This window comes from Bacillota bacterium (genome assembly GCA_013178305.1).
Classification (GTDB): Bacteria; Bacillota; Sulfobacillia; order JABLXB01; family JABLXB01; genus JABLXB01.
This window is the reverse complement of the sequence record JABLXB010000001.1, coordinates 897459-921522: the sequence shown is the minus strand read 5'-3', so window position 1 is coordinate 921522 and position 24064 is coordinate 897459. Positions and strand designations below refer to the sequence as shown.

The following is a 24064-nucleotide window of genomic DNA, read 5'->3' as shown; positions in this document are numbered from 1 at the left end:
GTCATCAGATGGATCATCCCATGCGCTTCGTCCGCGACAGGGCGGCTGTCGACCTCTCCATGACTTTTCTTATGCGTTCGAGCCTGCTGTTGGCTTCTTCGACGCTGAACGCCCCGGGATCGTAGTCTTCGCCGAGCCATGTCCTTGTATCACGGTACTCCTGGTCCCGCCCACGCCTCAGGATTCGAAGGATTCTCTCGTGTCCCGAGATCCCTCCAGAATCCTCGTGTGGGCAGGCTCGCTCGCCACCGGTGCAGACCGGGTACCTGATGCCGGCGGCGGGTGGAAACGCGCTCTCCACCGACACTATGTGCTCCCATCCGTCCCCGAAGTCGTACTCGTAGATGAATGCCATGCCTGTCCGTGGCGCGACCTTGTTGAGACGTACGTATCTAACATCGGTGAACTCAAAAAGCCCGTCAGGATCTGGCTCGCTGTATTCCGTGGGCCCGATGCTGAAGAGGTATAGGTGGTAGTCCCACCAACCCATGATTGCCTGGAGCACCTTGTGGAGCCTGGGAAGGGTAATGCAGGATTGTACCTGTACCCGCCTCCAGATGCAAGGTTTGCTGTTCTTCAGTTCCACGCGCAGTTGGTAGATGTAGTCGTCGGGGTAGTACACACGGCTTCCCCTTTCAAGTTCGGAGTTTGTTCACCATTGTTGACCTCGATTTCTCCAGGTTGAGCTCCTCTCCCTTCCCATTGAGTCGATGACGGCAAGTACAGAAGGCTAGTATGCAAGCATCATGTGATAGATCGTATGACACCCAGTATGATATGATGTCCATGAGGTGACTGTGATGAGCCGGAAGGTAAGGGTCACGATAACGCTCGAAGCGGGTCTGGCCGCCTTCGTGGACCGCCGCGCCAAGAGGACCAAGGCATGCCGCAGCAAGGTAATCGCGGACATCATTGAAGGGGCGGAGCGAGCCGAGGTCGAGGCGCGGATGGCCGAGGGATACAGGCAGTGCGCCGCAGAAAACTTGCGGGTCGCTGAGTCATGTCTTCCCGCACAGGCGGAGGTGGTCCTCCGCGATGAATAGAGGGGACTTCTACATGGTCGATTGGTCGCCAGGCAGGGGGCACGAGCAGACAGGTGCAAGGCCGGCGCTCATCATCCAGAATGATATCGGCAATCTCCATTCCTCGACCACAATAGTCGCCGCGGTAACCACCACCATCAGGGGTTCGTATCCATTCCAGGTGATCGTTGAACCGGAGGATAGCGGCCTTCCTCAAAGGAGCACAATCAAGCTTGACCAGATCCTCACTGTTGACAAGGAGCGTCTTCTGAACAAGATCGGACATCTCTCCACACGCATAATGCTCAAGGTCGATGATGCTATCCACCACAGCCTCGGATTGAAGTAGAGACGGAGTGACGTTCGGGGGTGTCGCGCCTCTCAATCACTGAAGCCGTCGAATCCGGCGAACCCAACCACATCACCGTGCGCCTCCCGAACCCATCTCGAGAACCCGTCACGTCACGCAGCGTCCCGCGTAATCACCATGCGCCCCGCGCGCACACCGCGCTGATCCGCTTGGCCAGGGCCATGATCGTCAGTATCGGCGGGTTACCCAGGGACCTGGGTAGCAGTGTGGCGTCGGCCACATACAGGTTCGGCGGCAGGCTGGAGTGGTGCATCGTGACCGCTTCCCGTTCGGTGAGCGGCAGCATGCCGCCGGGGTGACCGGCATTGATGGTGCCCAGGAAGAGCCGCTCTTTCCTTGGCCCCACCCGCACTCCAAACCGCCGGAAGATCTCGGCGCAAACGTCCACCGCGTCGCTTAACCTGGCGCGATCGGATTCGGTCAGCATCTTGTCTATCTTCCCCGCGGAGATGCTGCCAACACTGTCGTCCGCCAGCTTGATCATCATGCCCAGTGTGTCGCCGGCGGGGTACCGGTAGTTCCGGTTGAAAAAGAAGCTCAGCCAGTCGAAGTAGGGCGACAGGATGTAGCCGTTCATCTGCACGACGAACGGCATGGTCATTTCCCTGTTCTGCATGACGCCGGGCCATTCTGTAGCCACGCACAGCACCGGGTCCACGAATAGCCTCGCTTCGCAGGCGATGCCGGAGTTCTGCAGGATGACCGGCGTTCCCAGGCCGCCGGCGGCCAGCACCACCAGATCGGCCGGGTAGAACACCTCGCGCCGCCCCTGCCGCGCCCGCACCCCGGTGGCCAGGCCACCTTCAAGCACGACCCTTTCCACCCGGCAGCCGGTAACAACCCTGGCGCCCCTGTTCAGGGCCATATGCAGGAACTGCCTGCTGTCCCATTTCACCCCGCGGGCGCAACCGAGGACGCACCGGCCGCAGTTGACGCATCGCTCGTACCGCCCCATCTTTGGGATTGGATAGGGGCTAAGGTTCATTTCCCGGCAGACGCCGAATAGGCGCCGGGTCACTTCCCGCCAGCGTCCCATGTGGCTGGTGGTGATGGGTATTTCCCGGAAGAGTTCGGCGAACTCGGCGTCCAGGTTGATGCCCAGTGCCAGCAGGTCCCGATCCATCCGGATGGCGTTGCCGGCGGATATGGTGGTCGTCCCGCCGAGCCCAACGCCGTTGACGAGCACCATGTTGTCGACCGTCTTCCTGACGCGCATGGACGGGAACAACAGCTGGACTTGCCGCTCGTCGAAGAACAGGCCGGTTTTCTTCAGCCTCTCCAACAGGACAAGGTCGCGGGCAAACGGGCGGAACTCCCGTCCCGCCTCCAGCACGGTAACCTGGAAATGCCCCTGCAGTTCCCTGGCCACGGTGGCGCCGCCCGCGCCGCTGCCAACAATGACGGCCTGCTTCATCCGGCCTCCCCCTTGAACCGGAACTGCGCCCGGCAACATTCGTGCCCCTCGCTGAGGCGCTGGTAGAATTCCAATTGACCACCGCCGGAAATCCCGGCTGCGACCCCGGAGTCCAGGGCGGAGATCAACCGGCAGACCCCCTCGGAGTAGAAACGGCTGAAGAAGCACCTGCCGATGACCACCTCGCCCGGCAACCCCCCCGGCAATTCACCCGCGAAATCTATCCCTATCGCCCGGTAGAGGGATCGCATCGCCGCAACCGCTTCTCCCGGCCCTGCGATGCCGAGTTGTTGTCTTATTCCCTGTCCAAACCGGTGGGCGTTGCGGTAGAGCCGGTCCCGGATCTCCGGAAGGCCGGACCCCCGTTCCAGGGCCTTTTCCGCCTGCTCCCTGGTGAAAAGGGCATACCGGCGCAGGCAATCCCGATAGCTGAGCCCCTCCATGCCCGGGGCAGCGCACCCGAAAGCGTCGGCGGTGAGGGAGACCAGTTCCCGCAGTTTGTCACGCTTAATGGCGGCGGGCAAGTATAGCCGCAGGAGCGCCAACCGCCAGTTCATGACCCGGATCCAGCCTTCCTCGACTCGGACCTCAATCCGAAATAGAAGTACAAGGCGACCAGGCCGATCAGCCCGTCAACCACGCCGTTGACCAGGAAGATCAGGGCGCGCAGCTGGGAGAAAAAGACGTAAAAAGACAGTGCGGCGGAGGCCAGTTTGCCATGCGCCAGTAGCAGCGGGTATAACCTCTGCCCGGGATGGAGGAACATCGCCAGCGCCAGTAAGGCCACCAGGTACATGTACGCCACGGCAAGCACGACGTAGAAGTTCAGGCCCGAAAGCGGCAGCTCTGTCAGTCGCAGATCCGCGAGCGGCAGGCCCGGCATCCCAACATGGCCGGCCTGGCGGTTGAAGAAGGCGATTGCCTGGTCCGGCCTGATCAGGAATAGCGCTCCAACAGCGACAAAAGCCAGCGCCCCGGTAAGGCTTATGGGCCGGTAGTACCTCATCATCTCGCCCGCCTCCCCCGGTCCCCCTTGCCGTGTAGTTGAAAGAACCCGGCGGGAGGCCCGAAGCGGGCTTCCTTCAGGATGGCCAGCGTTTCCTCGCGGCCCAGCGGCATCCGTCCGCGGTGATGCCGCTTCAGCAGTTCGTAATTATCGTTGATGAAACAACTATCCCCCGATGGGAAGCGCTTGCGCATCTCCCGGACGATCTCGGCCAACGGCCGTTCCCGCAAGTTGCCGAAGGTCATCGGGGTAAACACGCAGGGGCCGACCTCGCCCGAGGCATCGACGTAGACCATCTTGCTTCCGGCGTTGCAGCCGAAGTGCTCCCTGCCCTCGAAGTGGCCCAGGTAGTTGACAGTCATTTTCCCCTTTTGGTTGTGGCGGTCCTGCAAGTCAACCAGCTTCAGGCGTTCCGCCTCGGTGATTACCGCTTCCCTGTTCCAGCAGGCTGGGACCGAGGGCTTGACCTCGCTCAGCCAGGCTTCGTGGATGCCGAGGCCCTCCAGGAACCCGAGGAAATCCTCCGCCTGGCTGCTGTTGATCATTTCCCTGGTCAGCACCGTCGAGACGGCGACATGCACCGTGCCCAGGTCCAGGAAGGTGTCTATGGCCCGCCGGGCGGCCCGGTAGGCGCCCGGGTAGCCCCGCCCCTGATCGTGCACCGCTTCCTCCGGGTGATCCAGGCTGACGGACACGGAGTACAACCCGGCCCGCTGCAGGCCGGCGGCCAGTTCCCTGGTCAGGCCGCAGCCGGTGGTGAACAGCTTGATGGCGCAATCATCGCCGGCACTCCCGGTAATCCGCACGATGTCCCTGTTCAGCAGCGGCTCGCCGCCGGTGAACCCCAGCCAGAAGACACCCAGGCGCTTCAGGTCTCGGATGGCTTTGATTATTGTTTCCGTGTCCACCGGCTGGCCGGCGCGGCGCCTGCTGTAGCAGCAGCCGCAGTGCTGCGGGCAGGCGCTGGTCAGCCCAATCTGCGCGTGGGAGGGGCCGGCCGACCTGCCTACGAGTTGCTCGTTGACGAACCGTGCAAAGGCCTTGCTATTCACCGGCGGCAGGTGGGAATGCAGTATGAGATTGCCGCCCACCCTCTTCAACCGGAACTTGCCCATGTACCGCATCAGGAACAGGTTGACTGAGGGCCGGACCAGGGCGATCCGGGGGGTCTTGAGTATGGCCAGCATGGCGGCTATCGTGTTTTTCAGATGGCTTTCGGTGTTCGACATATGCTGGCGCCTCGCCCCTGGTCCATCCTTGTCGTGCTTGACTACCCCCGCCGGAACCCGCCCGGACTCACCCGGACCCGCCGCAAAAGGAAGCGGCTCCGCCATGGGAAAATGCGCGAGCCGTGGGCGAAAACAGCATATGTATCATATCTGATCGGCGCGGCGGTGTCCATCTGCCCGGGTTGGTTTCCCCAATTCGGCAGGAACCCCAACTCCCGGCGGCCAATTCGAAACACATGGACTGGAAACAGCGGATACTCGAGCTCACCGGAAAGTTCCAGCACCCCGCCTGGGGCCCGGCGCACTCCGGGCGGGTATACGACGTCGCACTCGACGTTGCGGCCGGCGAGGACATGAGCGTAGACGCGGACGTCCTGTTCGCGGCCGCGTTCCTGCACGATAATAGGAGCGTTCGAGCCATACAGGGCACCGGGGGTTGATCACGCCGAGCGGTCGGCCCAGGTCGCTGGCGAAATCCTCCCGGAGATCGGATTCCCCATTGCGGGTCCTGTCCATCGTCGGGCTCGACGACTGGACGCCGGGCCTTCCCAGCGCCATCAGGCTCCTCCGCAGGTTCCTGACCGAGCTGCCCGGCAGCCTTCGAACGGCGGCGGCAAGGCGTATTGGCGAATCTCCAGCCGGCCCTGCGCGATAGCAGCTGGCTCCAGGCGCAATGGGAGTTCGGGCACTTCCGGGCTCGTGACGCTGGGGAACAGGGCGCACTGCTCGTCCTGGATGAGATCCACAAGCTCACCGGCTGGTCCGAGGTGGTCAAGCGGTTGTGGGACGAGGATACCGCCTCGGGAGTGCGGCTGAAGGTGATGCTGCTGGGCTCCTCACCGTTCCTGGTAAGTCGTGGGCTCAGCGACAGCCTTACCGGCCGTTTCGAGTTGAACAGGGTTTCGCACTGGTCATACGGCGAGATACGAGAGGCTTTTGGCTGGCGCCGGGATGCTCACCGGCCTTCAGAAATATGCGGGTGGTCGCGTCCGGCGACGCGCTTCGAGTCCGAAACTCCTGGTCCTCAATACCGCGCTCATGACCGCTGCCTCGGGGCATTCACTTGAGGCTGCACGGATGGACCATAACTTCTGGGGCCGGTTGGTGGAAACGGCTGTGGGCGCCCACCTCGTCAATGGGTTGGCTGGTACGGGTGCGGAGGTCCACTACTGGCGGGAACACGGCAGGGAGGTAGACTACATTGTATGTCGCGGGCGTGAAGTGGTTGCCCTGGAGGTAACCAGCGGCCGCCGTAAGGACTCCTTGCCCGGCCTGCAAGCGTTCACCGAGGCCTTCGGTTCCCACCGGTGCCTTCTGATTGGCGGGCAAGGCATTCCTCTCGAGGAATTCCTGCTGACCCCAGCGAGTAACTGGCTGTCCTCGACTGGTTGCGGGTCGCCCCCACAATTATGACTGGAGTATGGATTTGACGCCGCTTACGATCTTATCAACCGACGGAATAGCCGCCGCTTCGAGGTCGGCGTTGAACGGTATTGGCACGTCTTCCCCGGTCACACGGATTACCGGGGCGTCGAGGTAGTAGAACGCTTCCTCCAGGACAACGGCCGTGAGTTCTGCTCCGATACCTCCGGTCTTACACGCTTCGTGGACTATAACCGTCCTACCGGTCTTCCTCACGGACCGGCCGATCGTCTCCCTGTCAAGCGGCGAAATGGACCTGAGGTCGATCACCTCGGCGTGGATCCCTTCGGACTCGAGGATCCGGGCAGCATCCTCGGCCAGCAGTGCCTGGCGCGATGCGGCGATTATCGTCACGTCGCCGCCCTGTCGCCGTACAGCCGCTTCTCCGATGGGCACCGTGTACTCCTCTTCGGGGACCTCGCCCCACGTTCCATACAGCCGCTTGTGCTCTATGAAAACGACGGGGTCGTCGTCCCGTATGGCGGACTTGAGAAGCCCTTTGGCATCGTAGGGCGTAGATGGCATAACCACCTTCAGGCCGGGGATGTGCATGAACCAGGCCTCGAGGCTTTGCGAATGCTGGCTTCCGTTACCGCGCCCCACGCCGCCCTGTGTGCGAATGACCATGGGCGCCTTCAGCGTGCCGCCCGAGTGGTATCTCATCTTCGCCGCCTGATTCACGATGGGGTCCATGGCCATCGTGGCGAAGTCGATGAACATGATCTCCACCACGGGCCTGGCGCCGGCGAGTGCCGCTCCCAACCCCGTTGCGACGATGGCCTGCTCCGATATCGGCGTGTCCCTCACGCGGTCGGGGCCGTACTTGTCCAGAAGCCCTTTCGCCACGAAGAAGACGTTTCCGAACGCTCCGACGTCCTCTCCCATCAGGAAAACAGCGGGGTCCCTGTCCATTTCCTCCCGCAACGCCTCGTTCAGCGCCTGCGCGTAGCTGATCTTCCTCATGGCCTGCTACCTCCCGCGCGTTCCTCACCGTAGACATGCTGATGGAGCTCGCTGACGGCCGGTGACGGGCTTTGCTCCGCGAATGCCACCGCATCATCGATTTCCGAAGCCAGCTCGCGCTGCAGCGCGGTTTCCTCCTGAACCGTCAACCACCCCTGGCCCACAAGGAAGCCCCGCATCCTGTCGATGGGGTCGCGCTTCACCGCCTCTTCGATTTCCTCGCGCGGCCTGTAGTGTTGCTGGTCGCCCTCGTGGTGGCCGTGCACCCTGATTGTTCGGCATTCGATCAGGCGAGGCCCATTCCCGGCATGGACCGCGCCCAGCGCACGCTTCGCCGCGGCGCTCACTTGCATCACGTCGTTTCCGTCCACGGACTCCCCTTCGATCCCGTAGGCGGCCGCCCGGGCTACGACCCCGGGCCCCGCCATCGCGCGGTCCGCCCTCACCGAGACGGCGTAACCGTTGTTTTCGCAGATCATCAAAAGGGGCAGGTTCCACAGGGACGCGAGATTGGCGGTCTCGTGGAAATACGCGTGGTTCACCGCGCCATCACCGAAGAAGCTCACTACGGCAGGCCCGGAGCCGGTCATCTTCTGCCGCAGAGCCACGCCGGCGGCGATCCCGAGTCCCGCCCCGACGATACCGTTCGCGGTGACGAAGCCCACCTCGGGGCAGGTCAAATGCATTTTGCCGCCGCGTCCTTTGCAGTATCCTGTGGCCTTCCCGAGCATCTCGGCGGCGAGCTTTCGCAGGTCCGCCCCTTTCGCGATCGCGTGGGCGAGCGACCTGTGCGTTCCCACGACAAGGTCCGACGGAGCCAGGGCGTGGCACACACCCACGGCGATGGCCTCCTGGCCGGTATCCAGGTGGAGATTTCCGCCGACTTTCCCCTGCGTGGAGAGCTCGATCATCCGCTCCTCGAACATTCGGACAGCCAGCATCCCGCGATACAGCTGGAGGGCAGTCTCCTTCGATACATCCCCCAGTACATTCCCTGGTACATTCGTTGCCGAAGCCGTCACCCGGCGCACCCCCATTCGATCCTCACGCGTCGCCGCGTGCCGCTAGTCCATACGAATGCCACCATCCACATTTAGCACCTCTCCGGTAATGTAGCTCGACATCGGGCTGGCGAGGAACAGCACGGCCGCCGCAATCTCGTCCGGATGGCCGAGCCTCCCGAGCGGAGTCTGTTCGATGACCCTTGCTTTACCGCCGAACGACTTGACCATGTCCGTTTCGACCATCCCGGGCGCCACCGCGTTCACCCTGATCCCCCACCGGGCCGCTTCTCGGGCCAGACTCCGCGTGAGGGTGATGACACCACCCTTACTAGTGGCGTAAGCAGCGGTTCCGAAACCGCCGCCGCCCATTTTCCCCGCCAGCGAGGCAATGTTCACGATTGCCCCGGAGCCTGACCGTCTCATGTACGGCAAAACCAGCCGGCAACAGTGAAAGACGCCGGTGAGATTTATCGACAACACCCTGTTCCATTCGGCTTCGTCGAGATCGGGGAAGGGGACGGTGGAAATGACCCCCGCGCTGTTTACGAGCATGTCAATTGAACCGGTCAGGCCGGCGGCCTTCTCAAGACCTCGGGTCACGCTGCCTACCGATGACACGTCCATTTCGAGAGGCACTGCCCCGACGCCACACCGGCCCCCCACTTCCTCCGCCACGAGGGCAACCTCGCGCTCGGACAAATCAGCCGGGCACACATTAGCCCTCGCCTCGCCCAGCGCGAGGCAAACACTTCTTCCGATACCCCGCGCGGCACCGGTGACGACGGCGGTCTTTCCCGTCAAATCCAGCATGTTGATCGGCACCGTTTCTCACCTCGTTGGGTTGTAGGTATTCACGCTCGCGCGTGTTTATCCTCCATCTCCTAGCTCTCAAAACCGGTCCCTAGCCGCGCGAATTAATGCGGCTGAAACCCGGTAAGATTCGTTAAGCGATTTTAAATTCGTTGCAGGAGCAGAGCGGTTGTTGGTTGTAATATGTGATGCATTTCCCGCGACACGAACCAGAATTCCAGGGAGGGGTCATCAATGTCCAGACGAGTGGTCGCAGTCTTGCTGGTTGTGTCCATGTGCCTCACCGTGGCTCTTGCCGGCTGTGGCTCGAAACCAGCCGAGCAGAAGCCGGCGGAACAAAAGCCGGCCGAACAGAAGCCTGCCCCGGCCGCCGATCAGGCTAAGCCGGCGGCCAAGTACAACTGGAAGATGAACGTCAGCACACCGGACCCGAGCACCTGGACGCGAGGCGCCAGGAAGTTCGCGGACCTGGTAAAGGAGCGTTCCAGCGGTAACCTCGTTATCACAGTCTACTCGAACGAGCAGCTGTCAGGAGGCAATCAGCCCAAAGGGATCGAGATGGTTCAAAGCGGCGCGACGGAGTTCGACATCCACTCCAGCATGATCTGGTCCGTGGTGGAACCCAAGGTCAGCGCCGTCAGTCTCCCGTTCATGTTCAAGAACACCAGCGAGGTGGAAAAGGCGCTCAACGGCAAGGCCGGCGAGATGCTGAAGCAGGCGCTAGAGGCCAAGGGCGTACATTTCCTGGCCTGGGGGGAGAACGGCTTCAGGCAGCTGACCACCAGTAAGAAAGCGGTCGCTAAAGTCGCGGACCTGAAGGGCTTGAAGATCCGGATCCCGACGATAAACATGCTCATCTCGGTGTTCAAGGCCTTCGGTGCCGACCCCACGGTTATGAACGGTGCAGAGGTGTTCACCGCGCTGCAGCAAGGTACCATCGACGGCCAGGAAAACCCGCTCGGGATAATCGACTCCCTGAAGTTCTACGAAGTGCAGAAATACATCACGATGTGGAACTACTCGTATGACCCGATCGTGCTCACGGTCAACAAGAAGTTGTGGGACAGCCTCGATCAGGGCACGCAGAAGATACTGGCGGACGCCGCGAAGGACGCCATGGCGTGGCAGATAGCTACTACTCGCGAAGAGGACAAGACCTACCTCAAGAGGATGCAGGACAAAGGTGTGCAGGTGATTTACCCGACCCCGGAGGCCCTGGCGGAATTCCAGAAGGCCGCCGAACCGGTGTATGCGGAAATCGAGAAAGCGATCGGCAAAGAGCTCATAGAGGCTTTCAAGGCTAAGCAGTAGCGTAAGGCAGATGCGACCACGTGGGCCCGGCCCGCGGCGGCCGGGCCGGCGTAACGGGAGGAGATCGCGTGGCGAAAAGCAAGCTGGGCAGGTTCGCAGCCAACCTGGAAGAATACGTGGTGGCCGTCTCGCTGCTGGTCATCGTGGCGATCACCTTCTCGAACGTGATCTCGCGTTACGTGTTCAACATGTCCATAGCCTTCTCCGAGGAACTCGCGGTGAACCTGCTCATCTGGGTTTCCCTCTTCGGCTCGGCCATCGCCGCCCGACGCGGCGCGCACCTCGGCCTCAGCGTGGTCACGGACCTTCTCCCCCGGGGAGGTCAACGTCTCGCGATCGCCCTCGCCACCATCCTGGCCGCCGGGCTGTACGCGCTACTCGGCCGGTACGGCGTAGAGATGATCAAGTCACAGATGAAGATGGGGCAGATCTCGCCGGGCCTGGGAATCCCCGAATGGACGCTGAGCCTGTCGGTGCCGGTGGGCTGCGCGATTCTCACAATCCGGTTCATTGAGTTCGGCGTTCGCGAATGGCGGAAGGGGGCGGCGAAGTGAGCGGGGCGGTATTGCTCTTCGCCATATTCGGTGGACTGTTGTTCCTGAACGTCCCCATCGCCGTTTCGCTGGGTGTTGCCAGCGTGGTAATGATGATCCTCAGGGGGGCCCCGCTGTCGGTCTTCCCGATGATTTTCTCCTCTGCTGTGGCCAAGTTCACGTTGCTGGCCGTCCCCCTGTTCATCATGACGGGAGTGATCATGGAGAAGGCCGGCATATCGAAGCGGCTGATCCGGCTCGCCAATTGCCTCGTCGGCCACCTGCCCGGCGGGCTTGCCATCGTCGGCGTCCTGACGTGCATGTTCTTCGCAGCGATTTCGGGGTCCGGGCCCGCCACCGTGGCGGCTCTGGGCGTGGTGCTCATGCCGGCGATGATCGAGAACGGCTACGACCCCGGCATGGCGGCAGCACTGATGGCTACAGCAGGAGGAATCGGCGTCATCATCCCGCCGAGCATCCCGTTCGTGTTGTACGGTGTAATCGCCGAGCAGTCAGTTGCCCGTCTGTTCATAGCCGGCGTGGTGCCCGGGATCATCGTCGGCATGTCGCTCATGGTTGCCAGCCTGTGGGTGGCAATCAGGCACAATTACCGAGGGGTCGCACGCGCGAGCCTGCGCGAAACGTGGTCCGCGTTTATCGACGCGTTCTGGGGTCTCATGGCGCCCGTAATAATCCTCGGGGGCATATACGGCGGCATATTCACACCGACGGAGGCCGCGGCCGTGGCAGTGGTCTGGGGGCTTATGGTCGGGATCTTCGTCTACAAGGAGATCACGTGGAACACCCTGTGGGAGACCCTCATCGACGCGGGCTCGAGTACCGCGGTGTGCATGCTGGTGGCCGCGTCCGCCAGCGCGTTCACCTGGGTAGTTACGGTCGAGGGGATAACGACGAGAATAAGCGAGAGCCTTCTTTCGTTCACCTCCAGCCCCGTTGTGTATCTCCTCATCGTTAACATCATATTGCTTATCGCCGGCTGCTTTATAGACGCCATATCGGCTTTCTACGTTTTCACTCCCATTCTTCTCCCGGTTGCCCTCAGGCTTGGAATCGACCCGGTGGCTTTCGGGGTGATAATGACCGTGAACCTGGCTATTGGTCTCGTCACACCGCCCGTCGGGATGAACCTGTACGTCGCCTGCGGGATTTCGAAGGTCTCGCTGAAACGGATATCCGCGTCGATAGTCCCGTTCTTGATTGCGTCCCTCGTGGCATTGGTGATCGTTACGTACATCCCGAGCGTGTCGCTGTGGCTGCCGAATGCGGTGGGGGTGAAGTAGCCACATTCGAATGGTCGTCTGCAGTCGGCCTATCCGAGGCAATAGGCCGAGAGCCGCCTTCTTCGACTTATCGTAAGTCCTTATCGGTCGTATTGAATCCAGGATTTTGCCAACCTGCGTAGTATCTTCCTACATGGAATAACCCACCACAACGGCATTCGACACACAGTCCTGGGTGTAGGGGGTTGAACATGAGACTTGTAGGCTTCCGAGTTCAGATGTTCAGGTGCGTTCTCGATTCCGGGTGGATAGATGTTTCGCCACTGACGGTGCTCGTCGGGAAGAACGAGTCGGGCAAGACCGCGATGCTCAAGGCGCTGCACAAGCTGAATCCCGCGGTGCCGGAGCCGTACTCCATCGACAGGGAATGGCCCAGGCGGTACAGGAAGGACCGCGACGAAGGGCAGGTCGTCTGCAGCGCGCGGTTCGAGTTGAGCCCCGAGGAGGTCCAGGAGCTCAAATCGTTCTCAGGCCAGGAGGTCATCCCGAGCATCGTGGAGGTCAGGCGCGACTACTCGGGCCAGCTGGAGATCCTGTTCCCGCCGGAGCTGTTCCCCGACAGACTGCAGCTCAGCGACATCGACCCGCTCCTCTCGCTCCTGCCGGACATCCCCGACGTGGCCGGCTCCGCGTTCTCCGAAACCGCGCAAGAATGCCTCAATGAGACCAGGCGCCTCATCATGGAAGGCCGGTTCACTAACCTGGCGGCTGTCCGGGGCGACCATATCCAGGCGCTGCTCGGCAAGGTGACGTTCGTGACGCTGCCCATCGTGACGGCGGGACCCAGCGTAGTCACGGTCGCCGGCGCTACCGGCAGCCAGGCCGCCGACTCCGGCGCCTCAAAAGGGAAAGGCCGCTCGAAGGACGTAACCCTGCAGCCGGCGAGCGAGGCTGATGCTCAGGCTGCCGCGTCGGCTGACGCTGAGGCTGGCGAAGCGCCGTACGTAGCGCAACAGCCGAGGTTCCCGCACGAGCAGGAATTCATCGAGGCGTACCAGGTGGCGCTGGAACAGATCACCGAGAAGATCACGGCCACGCCCTCCATGCTGGAGAAGGCACGCGAGTACATACTCAAGCACATGCCGGCGTTCGTGTACATGTCGGACTACCAGACGTTCACCGGAAGCGCCCAGCTCGACCAGGTCAAGCAGCGCAAGGACCGCGGCGAGTTGTCGCAGGAAGACAGGACGCTGCTCACGATCATGGACCTTGCCGGGCTCGACCTCGACGATGAGGTCAGGAAAGGCGACCTGGGCGAGCGCGAGCAGCGGCAGTTCGACCTGGACGACGCGTCGGTGGTGCTGACGCAGTACCTGTCGGAGCACAAGCAGCGCAGGTACCAGGTGCAGCTCCGCGCGGACGGCCAGAAGTTCTACACCTTCGTGAAGGACGAGTACGACCCCTCGCTCATCCTGCTGGAGGAGCGGTCGAGGGGCTTCCAGTGGTTCTTCTCCTTCGACCTGATGTTCATGCACGCGAGCAAGGGGACGTTCCAGAACTGCGTGGTGCTCCTGGACGAGCCGGGGCTCCACCTGCACCCGGACGCGCAGAAGGACCTGCTCAAGCGGCTGCGTGAGTACTCAGGGGACAACACTATCGTCTATACGAGCCACCTGCCGTTCATGGTCGACCTCGAGAGGCCGGACCGCATCCGCGTCCTCAGCGAGTCGCCGAACGGCACGATCGTGACGGACGACCTGATGAAGAGCCAGGCCGAGGCGAAGTTCGTGCTGCAATCGGCCCTGGCCGTGGCGTCGAGCCCGAGCTACCTGGTGACGCAGCGGAACCTGGTCGTCGAGGGCGTGGACGATTACTGGATACTCACCGAGTTGTCGAGGCTGATGCAGCGGTCCGGCGAGATCGGCCTGCCGGGCGACCTGTTCGTCGTCCCGTCGGGTGGCGCGGCCGAGGCGGCGTACGTCGCGACGTTCATGGTCGACCACGACCTGGACGTCGTGGTGATGTTCGACTCGGACGACGGCGGCGACGGCTTCAAGAAGGTTTTGGCGAAGAAGTGGCTCAGCCGCTACCCGTCGAAGCACGCGGAGGTGCTCAGCCTGGCGGACTGCATGGGATACGGGGAGACCGGCTTCTCGATCGAGGACATATTCCGCGAGGAGTTCTACGTGCGGAAGGTCCGCGAGGTGTACATCAAACAGCTCAACGCGGCCGGCTGCGAGGAGTTGTCCCTACCGGCGGGCGGCCAGCTCGCGGTCAGGGTCGAGCGGGCGCTGGCGCAGTACGGCATCAAGTTCGACAAGGTGGCCGTGGCGAAGGCGTTGCGCGCATCGTTGTCCAAGATGGAGACCATCGAGGACCTGTCGCAGGAGACAAGGCTCGCGGCGCGCCGCATCTTCTCGGCGATAAACGAGGCACTGCCGCAGGAGTAACGGCGGCGGCCAGGGTGGGCGTACGGCGGGACGGCATGGAGGGTGATTCTCCGTCACCCTCCATTTTCCTGGTGCGCCCGGCGGGTCAGGCGCAGGAAGACGGAGGCGGTGAGACATGGCCGGGACGACTCCACTCGAAGGGCCGGAAGGCAGGGCACCGGAGGGTAGAGTGGTGGGAAACGGGCTGCTGGAATACCCTCACTCCGCCGGCCTCGTCCGGGTGCTGGACTCCATTCACGAGGGTGTCGTAGTCATAGATCGCGACACCCGCATCGTTTACGCTAACCCGGCTTACACGCGGATACTCAGGGTGCCGGTCAAGCGCATCCTCGGCAAGCGCATGGCCGAGATTGAGCCGGAGGCCAAAATCAACCGCGTCGTGGTAGACGGCGTCCCTGTGAGGGAAGAAGAAGCCTTCGTAAAGACGCTGAAGAAGACGGTTGTAGTCAACATCGAACCAATACTCGCCGGCGGCAAGGTCATAGGCGCCGTGTCGGTGTTCAGGGACGTCACCGAGGTGCTTGAGCTCACGCGGAAGCTACGTGAGGCCAGGATGCTGGCCGATCACCTCCGGGATGAACTCAACCGGAACGTCGCGTTGCCGGACCCGTTCAAGAGTATCATCGGGAGCAACGGTAAGCTCCGGCAGGCCCTCAGCCTTGCATCGAGGGTGGCGCCTACGAACGCCACCGTGCTTATCATCGGGGAGAACGGGGTGGGAAAGGAGCTGGTGGCAAGGGCGATTCACCTGTCGAGCACCAGGGCCTCGAAGCCCCTCATCAGGATCGACTGCACCGCGATTCCAGAGACCCTTCTCGAAAGCGAGTTATTCGGCTACGAGGAGGGTGCTTTCACGGGGGCGAGGAAGGGTGGCAAGCCGGGCAAGATCGAGATCGCGTCGGGCGGCACCATTTTCTTCGACGAGATCGGCGAGATGAGCCTGTCCATGCAGGCCAAGGTGTTGCGCGTGCTCGAGGCGCGGGAGTTCGAACGGGTCGGCGGCACGACCACGCTCAAGGTGGACGCCAGGATTCTCGCCGCGACTAACAGGGATCTCGATGCCATGGTCAAACAGGGCAAATTCCGGGAAGACCTCTACTATCGCCTGTGCGTGGTGCCGGTCATCATCCCCCCGTTGCGCGAGCGGCCCGATGACATACCGGCCCTCGCCACCGCTTTCGTTGAAGAGTTCAACCACGTGTATTCGAAGGGGCTTCGGTTATCGCGGGAAGTGGTCAACCGGCTAGTGCAATATTGCTGGCCGGGGAACGTAAGAGAACTCCGCAACACCATCGAGCACGCGGTGTTGATCTGCGAGGGAGATACCCTCCTGGAGTCACACCTCCCTGCGTATATGATGGGACCGCGGCACACCGGTGGGCAGGGTGAGGAGCGCCGGGACGGCCGCGCGGGCCGCGACGAGGCAGCCGCCGCCAGGCCGGTTACCCGCGGCAAGGCGTTGAAGGCCCTGGTTTCGGAGATAGAGGAAACCGCCGTCAGGGAAGCGCTCGAGCAGGCCAATGGGAACGTATCCGCCGCCATGCAGTACCTGGGTGTGAGCCGGCGGACCTTCTACAAGAAGATGTCGAAGTTCGGGCTGGAGCCCGGCCAGTTCAGGGGCCCGAAGGCCCTGAAGTAGCCTGCCGGGAGCCGGCCGGGTCCGCCGGCCCTGTTGTATACTCGGGAGACACCAATATATACATAGTAAACATGACCTTACATGGTGCTACGCTGGCACGGCAATGACGGGTGTATACTTATGTATACACCCATGCGGTTTCTCCAGGCGCTGGCGCCGCCGCCAAACGCTTGACGAGCAGGGCTTATGTTATCCCCACCCACTGGCATGCCGCTTGCTTCTGCGTTTCTCCGGGGTCACTCCCTGCAATGTGGCCTCACCGGACCCGTGTCGCGCGCTTCAGGATGGCCCAAACCCAATCGGAAAGGGGGAACCCGGATGTCAGGTCAGGTTAAGAGAATGCCGTACGCGGAGGTATGGGGAGACACCGTTGATCTGGTTCACCTGGCGTCATCGACTGTCATCGGAATCGTGCTTACTCTGGGTGGTTATCTGGTAGGGTTACAGGTTTTCTCGGCGCAGAAGGGCCTGTCGGAGGCACTCGTCAAGGGATACGCGCTGATGGTGGGGGTTACCGGCTGCGTCGCCAGCGGCGTGATCGCGGCGACACTGTACCGGCCGAAGCGCGTGCTGGTGGAAAAGGCGGAGCAGGTGGACGTGGCCGAGGCCCTGGCGACACTCGGCATGAGACCGGAAGAGGAAGCAGCCGCGGTTGAGAGCGTTGAGGCCGCGGCGCGTGACGAACTCAGGGAACTCGGGCTGTTCGAGACGCTCTCGAAAGCCGGCGGAAAAGGGGGGACGCAGTAAATGCTGGGCGAGATGCTGTTCGCGTTTGGGGTAGCAGTGTTGGGCGGTATCCTGTTCACGATAATCGGCATCATCCCCGGAACGGACGAGACGGCAACGATGGCGCCCCTTACACTGATCCTGGTTCTTCTCGGCCTTCCGCCGTCCGTGCTGTTCGCCTGGTTTATCGGGATCTCCACCGCGATGCAGATATCGCATACCATCCCTACAGCAATGGCTGCACTGCCGGGCAGCACGATGGCGGTTCCTATGGTACTGTACTGCTCGGTGCTGAAGCGGGTGGGCGCACCACACGTCGGCATGAAGAAGATGGCCGCGGGCTCGCTGATCGGGAGCCTGGTAGCCGTGGCGGTGGCTGTCGCGCTGGCCATGGTGCTGGCCCCGTTCGGTAAGCAGGTATCGGCGTACTCGGGCCTTCTGTTCACCCTCGGCGCGGTGCTGCTAGCCTACATGTCGAAAGCAAAATGGGCGGCCGTGATCGCCCTTGTGCCGTTCTCGTTTCTCATACAGGGGCTGCAGAGGGTTGCGACGCAGGCTGTAGGTAAGACGCTGTTCATCTCGATATTCATGGGGATCACGGTCGGCCCCATGGTCGCCGAGGTGTTCAGCGTGCTCATACCGCGTATCCGGAAGAGGCAGATGAGGGAGAACGTCAACGAGGTTTGGCTCGCGCCCGACATCGGCGGCTACTCGAAGATGTTCCCAAACCCGTTCAAGATCCTGACCCCGTTCCAGCGGCTGTGGGTGACCATCACGAGCGCTGTAAGCGCGTGCACGTTCACTTTCTCGCCCGCCGGCATGACGGTTCTCCTCGGCGAGCTCGTGGGATCGCGGTGTAAGGAGCTGTACCACAAGTGCACGAGTGCCGTAGCCGTGATGGACGCGGTGACGAACGCCACGTACATAGGCGAGACCATCATACCGCTCCTGGCGTTCGGCCTGCCGCTCAGCCCCATGGGTCTTGGCCCCGCCGCGCCGCTTTTCAACGCGCCCCCGCGGTTCACGGTTCAGCCGGTAAACAACCTGCACAACATGCTCTCGCCGGGGCAGTTCCTGCTGTACGCTTACATCGGTGTCATCGGCGGGGCGCTGATCGCCTACCCCGTCGCGATCAACTACGCGAGAAAAGGCACGGAGTGGCTGTTCAGGAAGGTAAGCCACGAGGCGCTGATCGGATCGTTCATCGGGCTTATCGTGATGCTTGCCTTCTACGAGGCCGGGATTGTCGGAGTGGTGCTCGCGCTGACGATCTCGTTGTTTGGCGGCATCCTGCACAACCACTTCGACATCCACACCGGTGTGCAGTTCATGGCCTACTACGCTTCGGGCTGGATTGTGCCGCAGATCCTGAGCCTGATGGGCAAGTGATTCGCCGGTCGTCGGTGACTCGCCGGGCCGCCGGTTCGCCCCGCTGGGCGGACCGGCAGGCAGGCGATATATCGGGGAGGGGAGGTTCACGATGGAGAAGACGAGCAAGGTTTCGGGCTTCTATAAAATGCCGGTAGCGGAGCGCCGCGGTTTCGTGAAGGACTTCGCCGGGCTCACGGATCAGGAGATTGCGCTGCTTGACAACACCGGCGCGCTTAGCATGGACCAGGCCGACCACATGATCGAGAACGCGATCGGCACGATCCAGATCCCGCTGGGTGTGGCGGTCAACTTCCTGATAAACGGGAAGGACTGCCTGGTTCCCATGGCGGTGGAGGAGCCGTCGGTAGTGGCTGCATGCTCGAACGCCGCCAGGCTCGCGCGGGATAAGGGTGGGTTCTTCACGTCCAGCACCGGGCCGGTGATGAGGGCTCAGGTGCAGGCGGTGAACGTAGCCGACCCGGGCGCCGCAAGGATGCGTCTTTTCGAGCACAAGGCGGAGATTCTCGAACTCTGCAATAAGCAGGACCCAATGCTGGCCGAAGTTGGAGGCGGGGCCAAGGACATCGAGGTGCACATCGTCCATTCGAGGGTCGGGCCGATGGTGGTCACCCACCTCATTGTGGATACCCGCGATGCTATGGGCGCCAACGCGGTCAACACCATGGCCGAGGCCGTGGCCCCGTTGATAGAGAGAATCACCGGCGGCCGCGTGTACCTACGGATCCTCTCCAACCTGGCGGACAGGAGGCTCGCGCGCGCCAGGACTGTTGTCTCAAAGGAAGCCCTGGGCGGTCCGGACGTGGTGGATGGCATAGTGGTGGCGTACGAGTTTGCGGCCGCGGACCCGTACCGCGCAGCCACTCACAACAAGGGGATAATGAACGGCATCACCGCGGTAGTACTTGCTACCGGCAACGACACAAGGGCGATTGAGGCGGGCGCCCACGCCTACGCCGCGCGGAGCGGCAGGTACACATCGCTTACCACCTGGGAGAAAAACGCTAACGGAGACCTCGCAGCGCCATCGAATTGCCGCTGGCTGTGGGGCTCATTGGCGGCGCTACTAAAGTTCACCCCATCGCCAGGCTGGCGGTGAAGATCCTCGAAGTCAAGTCGGCGGCCGAACTGGGGGAGATCATAGCCGCCGTGGGCCTCGCGCAGAACCTCGCCGCCGTGAAGGTGCTGGCCACGGAAGGCGTGCAGAGGGGACACATGGAGCTTCACGCACGGAATATCGCAGTTATGGCCGGCGCGACGGGCGACCTCATCGAGAAAGTGGTCGAGAGGCTTGTTGCCGAGAGGAAGGTACGCCTGGACCGCGCCCAGGAGATGGTCCAGGAATTGACGGGCAAGCCGTGACTCGCGGCCTGAGCCTTGTCGCCAGGAGGAGGGCCGCGGATGAAGTTACCTTTGGAAGCGACAATCGTTGAAGTCGGTCCCCGGGATGGCCTGCAGAATGAAAAGAAGATGCTGTCGGCGGAGCAAAAGGTCCACCTCGTGGAGCGCCTGTCCGGCGCAGGCCTGAAGCGGATTGAGGTTGTGTCCTTCGTCCATCCGAAAGCGGTTCCGCAGATGGCCAATGCCGAGAAAGTGATGAAGGGCATAAAGCGCCGTCCGGGGACCCAGTATCTTGCGCTTGTGCCGAACACCGTCGGGGCGGAGCGAGCCCTCGCGTCCGGAGCCGGCGGCCTCGGGTTCTTCGTCTCTGCCAGCGAAACCCACAACATGCACAACGTGAGGATGTCGCGCCAGGCTTCGATGGCCGAGCTCGCACGCGTATCCAGGCTTGCGACGGAGGCGCGCGTGCCACTGAGGTCTTATATCGTAACCGCTTTCGGTTGCCCGTACGAAGGGAAAACCCCCGCGTCAACCGTAGTATCGATGGCCAAACAGATGTTCGATGAAGGGGCCGCGGAGGTGTGCCTCGGCGACACCACCGGGATGGGGAACCCCGCTCAGGTCGAGACAGTGTTCTACGAGCTCACCAGGCAGTTGCCGGCGAACAGGCTCGCAGCGCATTTCCATAACACAAGGGGCGCGGCTCTGGCTAACGTATACGCAGCTCTTCGGGCCGGCATAACGACGTTCGACGGAGCGGTTGGCGGGACGGGCGGGTGCCCGTTCGCGCCCGGCGCGAGCGGCAACGTTGCCACCGAGGACCTGGTAAACATGCTGGAAGACATGGGCGTTCATACGGGAGTCGATCTGGACGAGTTGATAACCTGCGCTCTCGAGATCGAAGACATACTCGAGCGCCCGCTATCAAACTCGGTTGCCAGGGCGGGGCCGAGCTGGAGACTACACGACCCGCCTGGACGGCTATAATTCCTGGCCCCCTCGGAAACCCTGGGGAGGACGTCAACTCCGGCCTGCCCAGGGTTTTTTGCTTGCAGAAGAACCCCAGGAAGGAATTCCTCAATCGATCGAGAATATACGTTTCGGCATCCCAAAATATACGATTTACGGCTTATCTATATTTCAGTAGACGTCAATAACGCATACGATTAATAGGGCGAGCGTATCACGATACAATCCACATTGCATGCTGGCCGGCCGGTGGCGGCCGCGGAGAGCCTCGGCGACCCGGCCACGGTGGGCCGGAGCTGAAAGCGGGGGGTACATATATGAACCTGGTCGACAGCCTCATCAACGGAGCACTCGACCTCCACCAGCACCTCGGGCCGTCCATCCTTCCACGTGACATCGACGTAGCCGAGGCAATCGTCGAGGCGCAGCAGGCGGGCATCAGGGCGATCGTCGTCAAGGACCACCAAGTCCCCACCATGGCGCTGGCTGAACTCGCGCAGAAGCACTTCGCGAAAGCCCCCGAGTTCAAGGCGTTCTCCGGAATCGCCCTGAACAATACCGTCGGCGGGCTCAACCTCGAGGCACTCGAACTGGCGATCAATATGGGCGCCAGGTTCGTATGGATGCCCACGATCTCCACCGAGAACCACCACGTGAAGCACTCCAAGGGCGGCCTCAAGTTCCCCGCCGCGAAGAAGGCCTCGTCGGTCGAGCACGGGTACATCCGGATCATCAAGGAAGACGGCTCCCCGGCTGACGACGTCCTCCGCGTCCTCGAAATGGTGGTGGAGCACCCGAACCTCGTGCTCAGCACCGGCCACGGCAGCGCTCAGGAAGTCGACGCGATTGTGAAAGCCGCCGCAGCGCTGGGGGTCAAGCACATCGTGGTGAACCACCCAGCCTACATGATCGAAGCATCCATCGAGCAGATGAAGGCGTGGGCCGCGCTCGGCGCGTTCGTCGAGATCGGTGTATGCACGTCCGACCCGGTCTCGAAGTTCTACCACGTCGACATGCCCACGACGCTGAGTATCATCCGCGAAGTCGGCGTCGAGCACGTCATCATGAACTCCGACTGCGGCCAGCTGGGCAACATCAGGCCGGTGGCGGGGTTGAAGCATTTCGCGGGGCTGCTGCTCGAGAACGGCGTGACGCCGGCCGAGCTCGAGACGATGCTGAAGGTTAACCCGCGGATTGTGGTCGAAATGGACGCGTGACCGCCATCAGGTGGGCCGTCTGTAAGCAGCCGATGGAGCCGGGAAACCAGCGATCGCAGCCCGAACGCAGGACGCGCGGCGCGGGCCTTACAAGCCACCTGAGCGGCGGATTCTCTGAGTAAACAGGTGATCAGATGCTCAAGGCGGATCAAGTATACGAGTACCTCAAAGAGAAGATCGTGTCCAACGAACTGAAGCCCGGCGAGCCCATCCGCATCGAGAGGGTGGCCGAGGAACTCGGAATCTCGAAGACCCCTGTCCGCGAGGCGCTCAAGAAGCTGGTGGCCAAGGGACTCGCGGAGACGAAGCCCAACTCGGGCGCCCGCGTCGCGCGCCTGGACCTCGACGAGCTGGAACAGATCTTCCTCGTACGCAGGGAGCTCGAGAAGCTTGCCACTCGCCTCGCCGCGGAGAAGATAGACAAGCCGGCCATCGCCAAACTGCGCAGGCTCGCGGACGACATGGAGAAGGCCCGCATCGCGGGGGACACCAAGCTCTACGGTCGTCTCAACAAAGAATTCCACTCCACCATCTATTACAGCTGCAAGGCCGACGTCATAATCCGGCTGATCAATGACCTGTGGGACAGGAGCGAGCGCTCGCGCTGGGTTTTCGCCATGTTGCCCGACAGGTTCGAGCTCTCGAACCAGGAGCACTACGAGATAGTCGAGTCGCTCGAGAGAGGCGACGCCGAGCGCGCCTGCCAGCTGATAGACAAGCAAAAAACCGACGGATTCTTCCCGCTGATTCGCCTCTTGAAGGAGTACGAAAAGATTCAAAGTGTTGCCGCGGCCGACAGGCGGTAGACAGGGCCGCGGAGCGCCGGCGATTCACTAGGCGGCGCTCCCCCGCGGCAGTCAAGCGGCCTCACGGGAAGCCGGGTTCAGGGAGAGGGGTAGGACAATGATAAACGTTTCGAACTGGAAGGACATTGAGGAGGTCGTAGTCAGGCAGGGGGTTTCGCGGAAGGCGTTTACCGGTGAGGGGGCCACCATCGCGATCAACTGGCTCCAGCCCGGGCACAAACCGGCGCCCCACGCCCATCATTTCGAGCAGATCGTCTACATCATGAAGGGCAAGACCAGGTTCCACGTGGGCGACGAGATGTTCATTCTCGAAGAAGGTGGGCTGCTCGTGGTCCCGCCCAACGTCATGCACTATGCCGAGATCATCGGCGACGAGACAGTCGTCAACCTCGACGTGTTCACACCCAAGAGGGAAGAGTACGTCAAATGAGCAGCTTGAAGAGGCAACTGGCCGAACGACCCCATCTGGGAATATTCGTTAAAATCCCCAGTACCGAGATAGTCGAGATGATAGCGTGGTCGGGGTTCGATTTCATCGTGATCGACACGGAGCACTCGCCTCTATCATACAACGACGTGAAGATGCTCACGTCGGTGGCGCAGCCCCAGGGGCTGAAGGTGGTCGTGCGCCCGTGGAACTTCGCGGACGAGACGCTGCTCCACGTGCTCGACACCGGCGTGGACGGTATCCAGGTCCCGCAGCTTAATGGCCCCGGGGACGCGGAGAAAATCGTCCGCGCCGGCAGGTATCCGCCGCTCGGGACCAGGGGCGTGGCGTTTTCTCACCGCGCCGGCAGGTACGGCTTCTGCGATACGAAGGCGTACGTGAAGGAGTCCAACGAGGAGACCCTCATCGTGGCCCACATCGAGACCCGCACCGCGTTCGACTCGATGCGGGGGATCGCGCGGACCGCGGGTATTGACATCCTGTTCCTCGGGCCGGTAGACCTGTCGTTCTCACTCGGCACAGACGCGGATTATGTGAACGGCGGTCTGAAGGAGGCGTTCCTCAAGATGAACGCCGAAGCGCGCGAAGCCGGAAAGCAGATGGGTACCGTCGTTACTGACGAGAAGAAGCTCGAGTTCTGCCTGAACCACGGAATCCACTATCTCATCTGGGACACGGATGTAGGCCTCTTCAAGAAGCAACTGACCGCGGTAAGGCAAACGGTGAAGAATTACTTCTGAGAACTGGGGGGAAA

At 62.1% G+C, this 24064-nt stretch carries 25 protein-coding genes and 1 pseudogene; 18 read left to right on the top strand and 8 right to left on the bottom strand.

Annotated features, from left to right (window positions below):
• Positions 1 to 13: 13 nt before the first annotated feature.
• Complete coding sequence (locus tag HPY55_04325; GenBank protein ID NPV69863.1) at positions 14 to 622, bottom strand: plasmid pRiA4b ORF-3 family protein; 609 nt, start codon at positions 620 to 622, stop codon at positions 14 to 16.
• 178 nt (positions 623 to 800) lie between these two features.
• Here HPY55_04325 and HPY55_04320 point away from each other — a divergent pair, with 178 nt between their 5' ends.
• Both HPY55_04320 and HPY55_04315 read left to right on the top strand, forming a co-directional pair.
• Positions 801 to 1043, top strand: coding sequence for a CopG family transcriptional regulator (locus HPY55_04320; protein ID NPV69862.1), 243 nt, complete (start codon positions 801 to 803; stop codon positions 1041 to 1043).
• A complete protein-coding gene (locus HPY55_04315; protein NPV69861.1) occupies positions 1036 to 1371 on the top strand; it encodes a type II toxin-antitoxin system PemK/MazF family toxin in 336 nt (111 codons plus the stop codon). Before HPY55_04320 ends, HPY55_04315 begins: the two co-directional genes overlap by 8 nt.
• Positions 1372 to 1504: 133 nt before the next feature.
• On the opposite strand, the gene HPY55_04310 is transcribed toward HPY55_04315, so the two are convergent.
• The 4 genes from HPY55_04310 to HPY55_04295 are packed head-to-tail and all read right to left on the bottom strand — an operon-like array spanning position 1505 to position 4999.
• Positions 1505 to 2806, bottom strand: a complete 1302-nt coding sequence (locus HPY55_04310) for a GMC family oxidoreductase (protein ID NPV69860.1) — start codon at positions 2804 to 2806, stop codon at positions 1505 to 1507.
• The gene (locus tag HPY55_04305; GenBank protein ID NPV69859.1) at positions 2803 to 3363 is read right to left on the bottom strand and encodes a hypothetical protein; all 561 of its coding nucleotides are present in this window, start codon (positions 3361 to 3363) and stop codon (positions 2803 to 2805) included. Before HPY55_04305 ends, HPY55_04310 begins: the two co-directional genes overlap by 4 nt.
• Positions 3360 to 3812 (bottom strand): hypothetical protein, encoded by a 453-nt coding sequence (locus tag HPY55_04300; GenBank protein NPV69858.1) that lies wholly within the window; start codon positions 3810 to 3812, stop codon positions 3360 to 3362. Before HPY55_04300 ends, HPY55_04305 begins: the two co-directional genes overlap by 4 nt.
• Positions 3812 to 4999, bottom strand: a complete 1188-nt coding sequence (locus HPY55_04295) for a radical SAM protein (protein ID NPV69857.1) — start codon at positions 4997 to 4999, stop codon at positions 3812 to 3814. Before HPY55_04295 ends, HPY55_04300 begins: the two co-directional genes overlap by 1 nt.
• Before the next feature lie 278 nt (positions 5000 to 5277).
• Between HPY55_04295 and HPY55_04290 the strand changes: the two genes are divergently transcribed.
• From HPY55_04290 to HPY55_04280, 3 genes are all read left to right on the top strand, one after another.
• The gene (locus tag HPY55_04290; protein ID NPV69856.1) at positions 5278 to 5481 is read left to right on the top strand and encodes a hypothetical protein; all 204 of its coding nucleotides are present in this window, start codon (positions 5278 to 5280) and stop codon (positions 5479 to 5481) included.
• Between the two features lie 183 nt (positions 5482 to 5664).
• Complete coding sequence (locus HPY55_04285; protein ID NPV69855.1) at positions 5665 to 6108, top strand: AAA family ATPase; 444 nt, start codon at positions 5665 to 5667, stop codon at positions 6106 to 6108.
• Positions 5993 to 6454 carry a DUF4143 domain-containing protein gene (locus tag HPY55_04280; protein ID NPV69854.1) on the top strand — a complete coding sequence of 154 codons (462 nt, stop codon included), beginning with the start codon at positions 5993 to 5995 and terminating at the stop codon, positions 6452 to 6454. The genes HPY55_04285 and HPY55_04280 overlap by 116 nt, the downstream gene beginning before the upstream one ends.
• Here the strand turns inward: HPY55_04280 and HPY55_04275 are convergent.
• From HPY55_04275 to HPY55_04265, 3 genes are read right to left on the bottom strand one after another with little or no spacing between them, the layout of a single operon-like run.
• Positions 6449 to 7426 (bottom strand): alpha-ketoacid dehydrogenase subunit beta, encoded by a 978-nt coding sequence (locus tag HPY55_04275; protein NPV69853.1) that lies wholly within the window; start codon positions 7424 to 7426, stop codon positions 6449 to 6451. The genes HPY55_04280 and HPY55_04275 overlap by 6 nt on opposite strands.
• Positions 7423 to 8448 carry a thiamine pyrophosphate-dependent dehydrogenase E1 component subunit alpha gene (locus tag HPY55_04270; protein NPV69852.1) on the bottom strand — a complete coding sequence of 342 codons (1026 nt, stop codon included), beginning with the start codon at positions 8446 to 8448 and terminating at the stop codon, positions 7423 to 7425. Before HPY55_04270 ends, HPY55_04275 begins: the two co-directional genes overlap by 4 nt.
• A gap of 42 nt (positions 8449 to 8490) precedes the next feature.
• Positions 8491 to 9252, bottom strand: coding sequence for an SDR family oxidoreductase (locus tag HPY55_04265; protein ID NPV69851.1), 762 nt, complete (start codon positions 9250 to 9252; stop codon positions 8491 to 8493).
• Between the two features lie 222 nt (positions 9253 to 9474).
• Between HPY55_04265 and HPY55_04260 the strand changes: the two genes are divergently transcribed.
• From HPY55_04260 to HPY55_04200, 13 genes and pseudogenes are all read left to right on the top strand, one after another.
• A complete protein-coding gene (locus HPY55_04260) occupies positions 9475 to 10551 on the top strand; it encodes a DctP family TRAP transporter solute-binding subunit (GenBank protein NPV69850.1) in 1077 nt (358 codons plus the stop codon).
• 68 nt (positions 10552 to 10619) lie between these two features.
• Complete coding sequence (locus tag HPY55_04255; GenBank protein ID NPV69849.1) at positions 10620 to 11105, top strand: TRAP transporter small permease; 486 nt, start codon at positions 10620 to 10622, stop codon at positions 11103 to 11105.
• Positions 11081 to 12385: a TRAP transporter large permease subunit gene (locus tag HPY55_04250; protein ID NPV69848.1), complete on the top strand. Its 1305-nt coding sequence runs from the start codon at positions 11081 to 11083 to the stop codon at positions 12383 to 12385. Before HPY55_04255 ends, HPY55_04250 begins: the two co-directional genes overlap by 25 nt.
• 191 nt (positions 12386 to 12576) lie before the next feature.
• Positions 12577 to 14775, top strand: coding sequence for an AAA family ATPase (locus HPY55_04245; GenBank protein ID NPV69847.1), 2199 nt, complete (start codon positions 12577 to 12579; stop codon positions 14773 to 14775).
• A gap of 115 nt (positions 14776 to 14890) precedes the next feature.
• Entirely contained in the window at positions 14891 to 16414 is a 1524-nt protein-coding gene (locus HPY55_04240) for a sigma 54-interacting transcriptional regulator (protein ID NPV69846.1), read from the top strand.
• Positions 16415 to 16732: 318 nt separating this feature from the next.
• On the top strand, positions 16733 to 17161 hold the full coding sequence (locus tag HPY55_04235; GenBank protein NPV69845.1) for a hypothetical protein: 429 nt from the start codon (positions 16733 to 16735) through the stop codon (positions 17159 to 17161).
• Positions 17162 to 18529 carry a hypothetical protein gene (locus HPY55_04230; GenBank protein ID NPV69844.1) on the top strand — a complete coding sequence of 456 codons (1368 nt, stop codon included), beginning with the start codon at positions 17162 to 17164 and terminating at the stop codon, positions 18527 to 18529.
• A gap of 91 nt (positions 18530 to 18620) precedes the next feature.
• Positions 18621 to 19891, top strand: a pseudogene (locus HPY55_04225) (hydroxymethylglutaryl-CoA reductase, degradative).
• Between the two features lie 39 nt (positions 19892 to 19930).
• Complete coding sequence (locus tag HPY55_04220) at positions 19931 to 20857, top strand: hydroxymethylglutaryl-CoA lyase (GenBank protein NPV69843.1); 927 nt, start codon at positions 19931 to 19933, stop codon at positions 20855 to 20857.
• 299 nt (positions 20858 to 21156) lie between these two features.
• Entirely contained in the window at positions 21157 to 22056 is a 900-nt protein-coding gene (locus HPY55_04215; GenBank protein NPV69842.1) for a hypothetical protein, read from the top strand.
• Positions 22057 to 22190: 134 nt separating this feature from the next.
• On the top strand, positions 22191 to 22862 hold the full coding sequence (locus tag HPY55_04210) for a GntR family transcriptional regulator (protein ID NPV69841.1): 672 nt from the start codon (positions 22191 to 22193) through the stop codon (positions 22860 to 22862).
• Positions 22863 to 22959: 97 nt separating this feature from the next.
• On the top strand, positions 22960 to 23292 hold the full coding sequence (locus HPY55_04205; protein ID NPV69840.1) for a cupin domain-containing protein: 333 nt from the start codon (positions 22960 to 22962) through the stop codon (positions 23290 to 23292).
• On the top strand, positions 23289 to 24050 hold the full coding sequence (locus HPY55_04200; protein NPV69839.1) for an aldolase: 762 nt from the start codon (positions 23289 to 23291) through the stop codon (positions 24048 to 24050). The genes HPY55_04205 and HPY55_04200 overlap by 4 nt, the downstream gene beginning before the upstream one ends.
• Positions 24051 to 24064: the final 14 nt, after the last annotated feature.

Coding starts and splice junctions, on each gene's coding strand:
- HPY55_04315 (NPV69861.1), top strand. CDS start 1,036: ATGAATAGAGGGGACTTCTACATGGTCGATTGGTCGCCAGGCAGGGGG.
- HPY55_04300 (NPV69858.1), bottom strand. CDS start 3,812: ATGAGGTACTACCGGCCCATAAGCCTTACCGGGGCGCTGGCTTTTGTC.
- HPY55_04220 (NPV69843.1), top strand. CDS start 19,931: ATGAAGTTACCTTTGGAAGCGACAATCGTTGAAGTCGGTCCCCGGGAT.
- HPY55_04235 (NPV69845.1), top strand. CDS start 16,733: ATGTCAGGTCAGGTTAAGAGAATGCCGTACGCGGAGGTATGGGGAGAC.
- HPY55_04305 (NPV69859.1), bottom strand. CDS start 3,363: ATGAACTGGCGGTTGGCGCTCCTGCGGCTATACTTGCCCGCCGCCATT.
- HPY55_04215 (NPV69842.1), top strand. CDS start 21,157: ATGAACCTGGTCGACAGCCTCATCAACGGAGCACTCGACCTCCACCAG.
- HPY55_04240 (NPV69846.1), top strand. CDS start 14,891: ATGGCCGGGACGACTCCACTCGAAGGGCCGGAAGGCAGGGCACCGGAG.
- HPY55_04310 (NPV69860.1), bottom strand. CDS start 2,806: ATGAAGCAGGCCGTCATTGTTGGCAGCGGCGCGGGCGGCGCCACCGTG.
- HPY55_04210 (NPV69841.1), top strand. CDS start 22,191: ATGCTCAAGGCGGATCAAGTATACGAGTACCTCAAAGAGAAGATCGTG.
- HPY55_04250 (NPV69848.1), top strand. CDS start 11,081: ATGGCGGAAGGGGGCGGCGAAGTGAGCGGGGCGGTATTGCTCTTCGCC.
- HPY55_04295 (NPV69857.1), bottom strand. CDS start 4,999: ATGCTGGCCATACTCAAGACCCCCCGGATCGCCCTGGTCCGGCCCTCA.
- HPY55_04280 (NPV69854.1), top strand. CDS start 5,993: ATGCTCACCGGCCTTCAGAAATATGCGGGTGGTCGCGTCCGGCGACGC.
- HPY55_04290 (NPV69856.1), top strand. CDS start 5,278: ATGGACTGGAAACAGCGGATACTCGAGCTCACCGGAAAGTTCCAGCAC.
- HPY55_04260 (NPV69850.1), top strand. CDS start 9,475: ATGTCCAGACGAGTGGTCGCAGTCTTGCTGGTTGTGTCCATGTGCCTC.
- HPY55_04200 (NPV69839.1), top strand. CDS start 23,289: ATGAGCAGCTTGAAGAGGCAACTGGCCGAACGACCCCATCTGGGAATA.
- HPY55_04205 (NPV69840.1), top strand. CDS start 22,960: ATGATAAACGTTTCGAACTGGAAGGACATTGAGGAGGTCGTAGTCAGG.
- HPY55_04230 (NPV69844.1), top strand. CDS start 17,162: ATGCTGGGCGAGATGCTGTTCGCGTTTGGGGTAGCAGTGTTGGGCGGT.
- HPY55_04245 (NPV69847.1), top strand. CDS start 12,577: ATGAGACTTGTAGGCTTCCGAGTTCAGATGTTCAGGTGCGTTCTCGAT.
- HPY55_04320 (NPV69862.1), top strand. CDS start 801: ATGAGCCGGAAGGTAAGGGTCACGATAACGCTCGAAGCGGGTCTGGCC.
- HPY55_04275 (NPV69853.1), bottom strand. CDS start 7,426: ATGAGGAAGATCAGCTACGCGCAGGCGCTGAACGAGGCGTTGCGGGAG.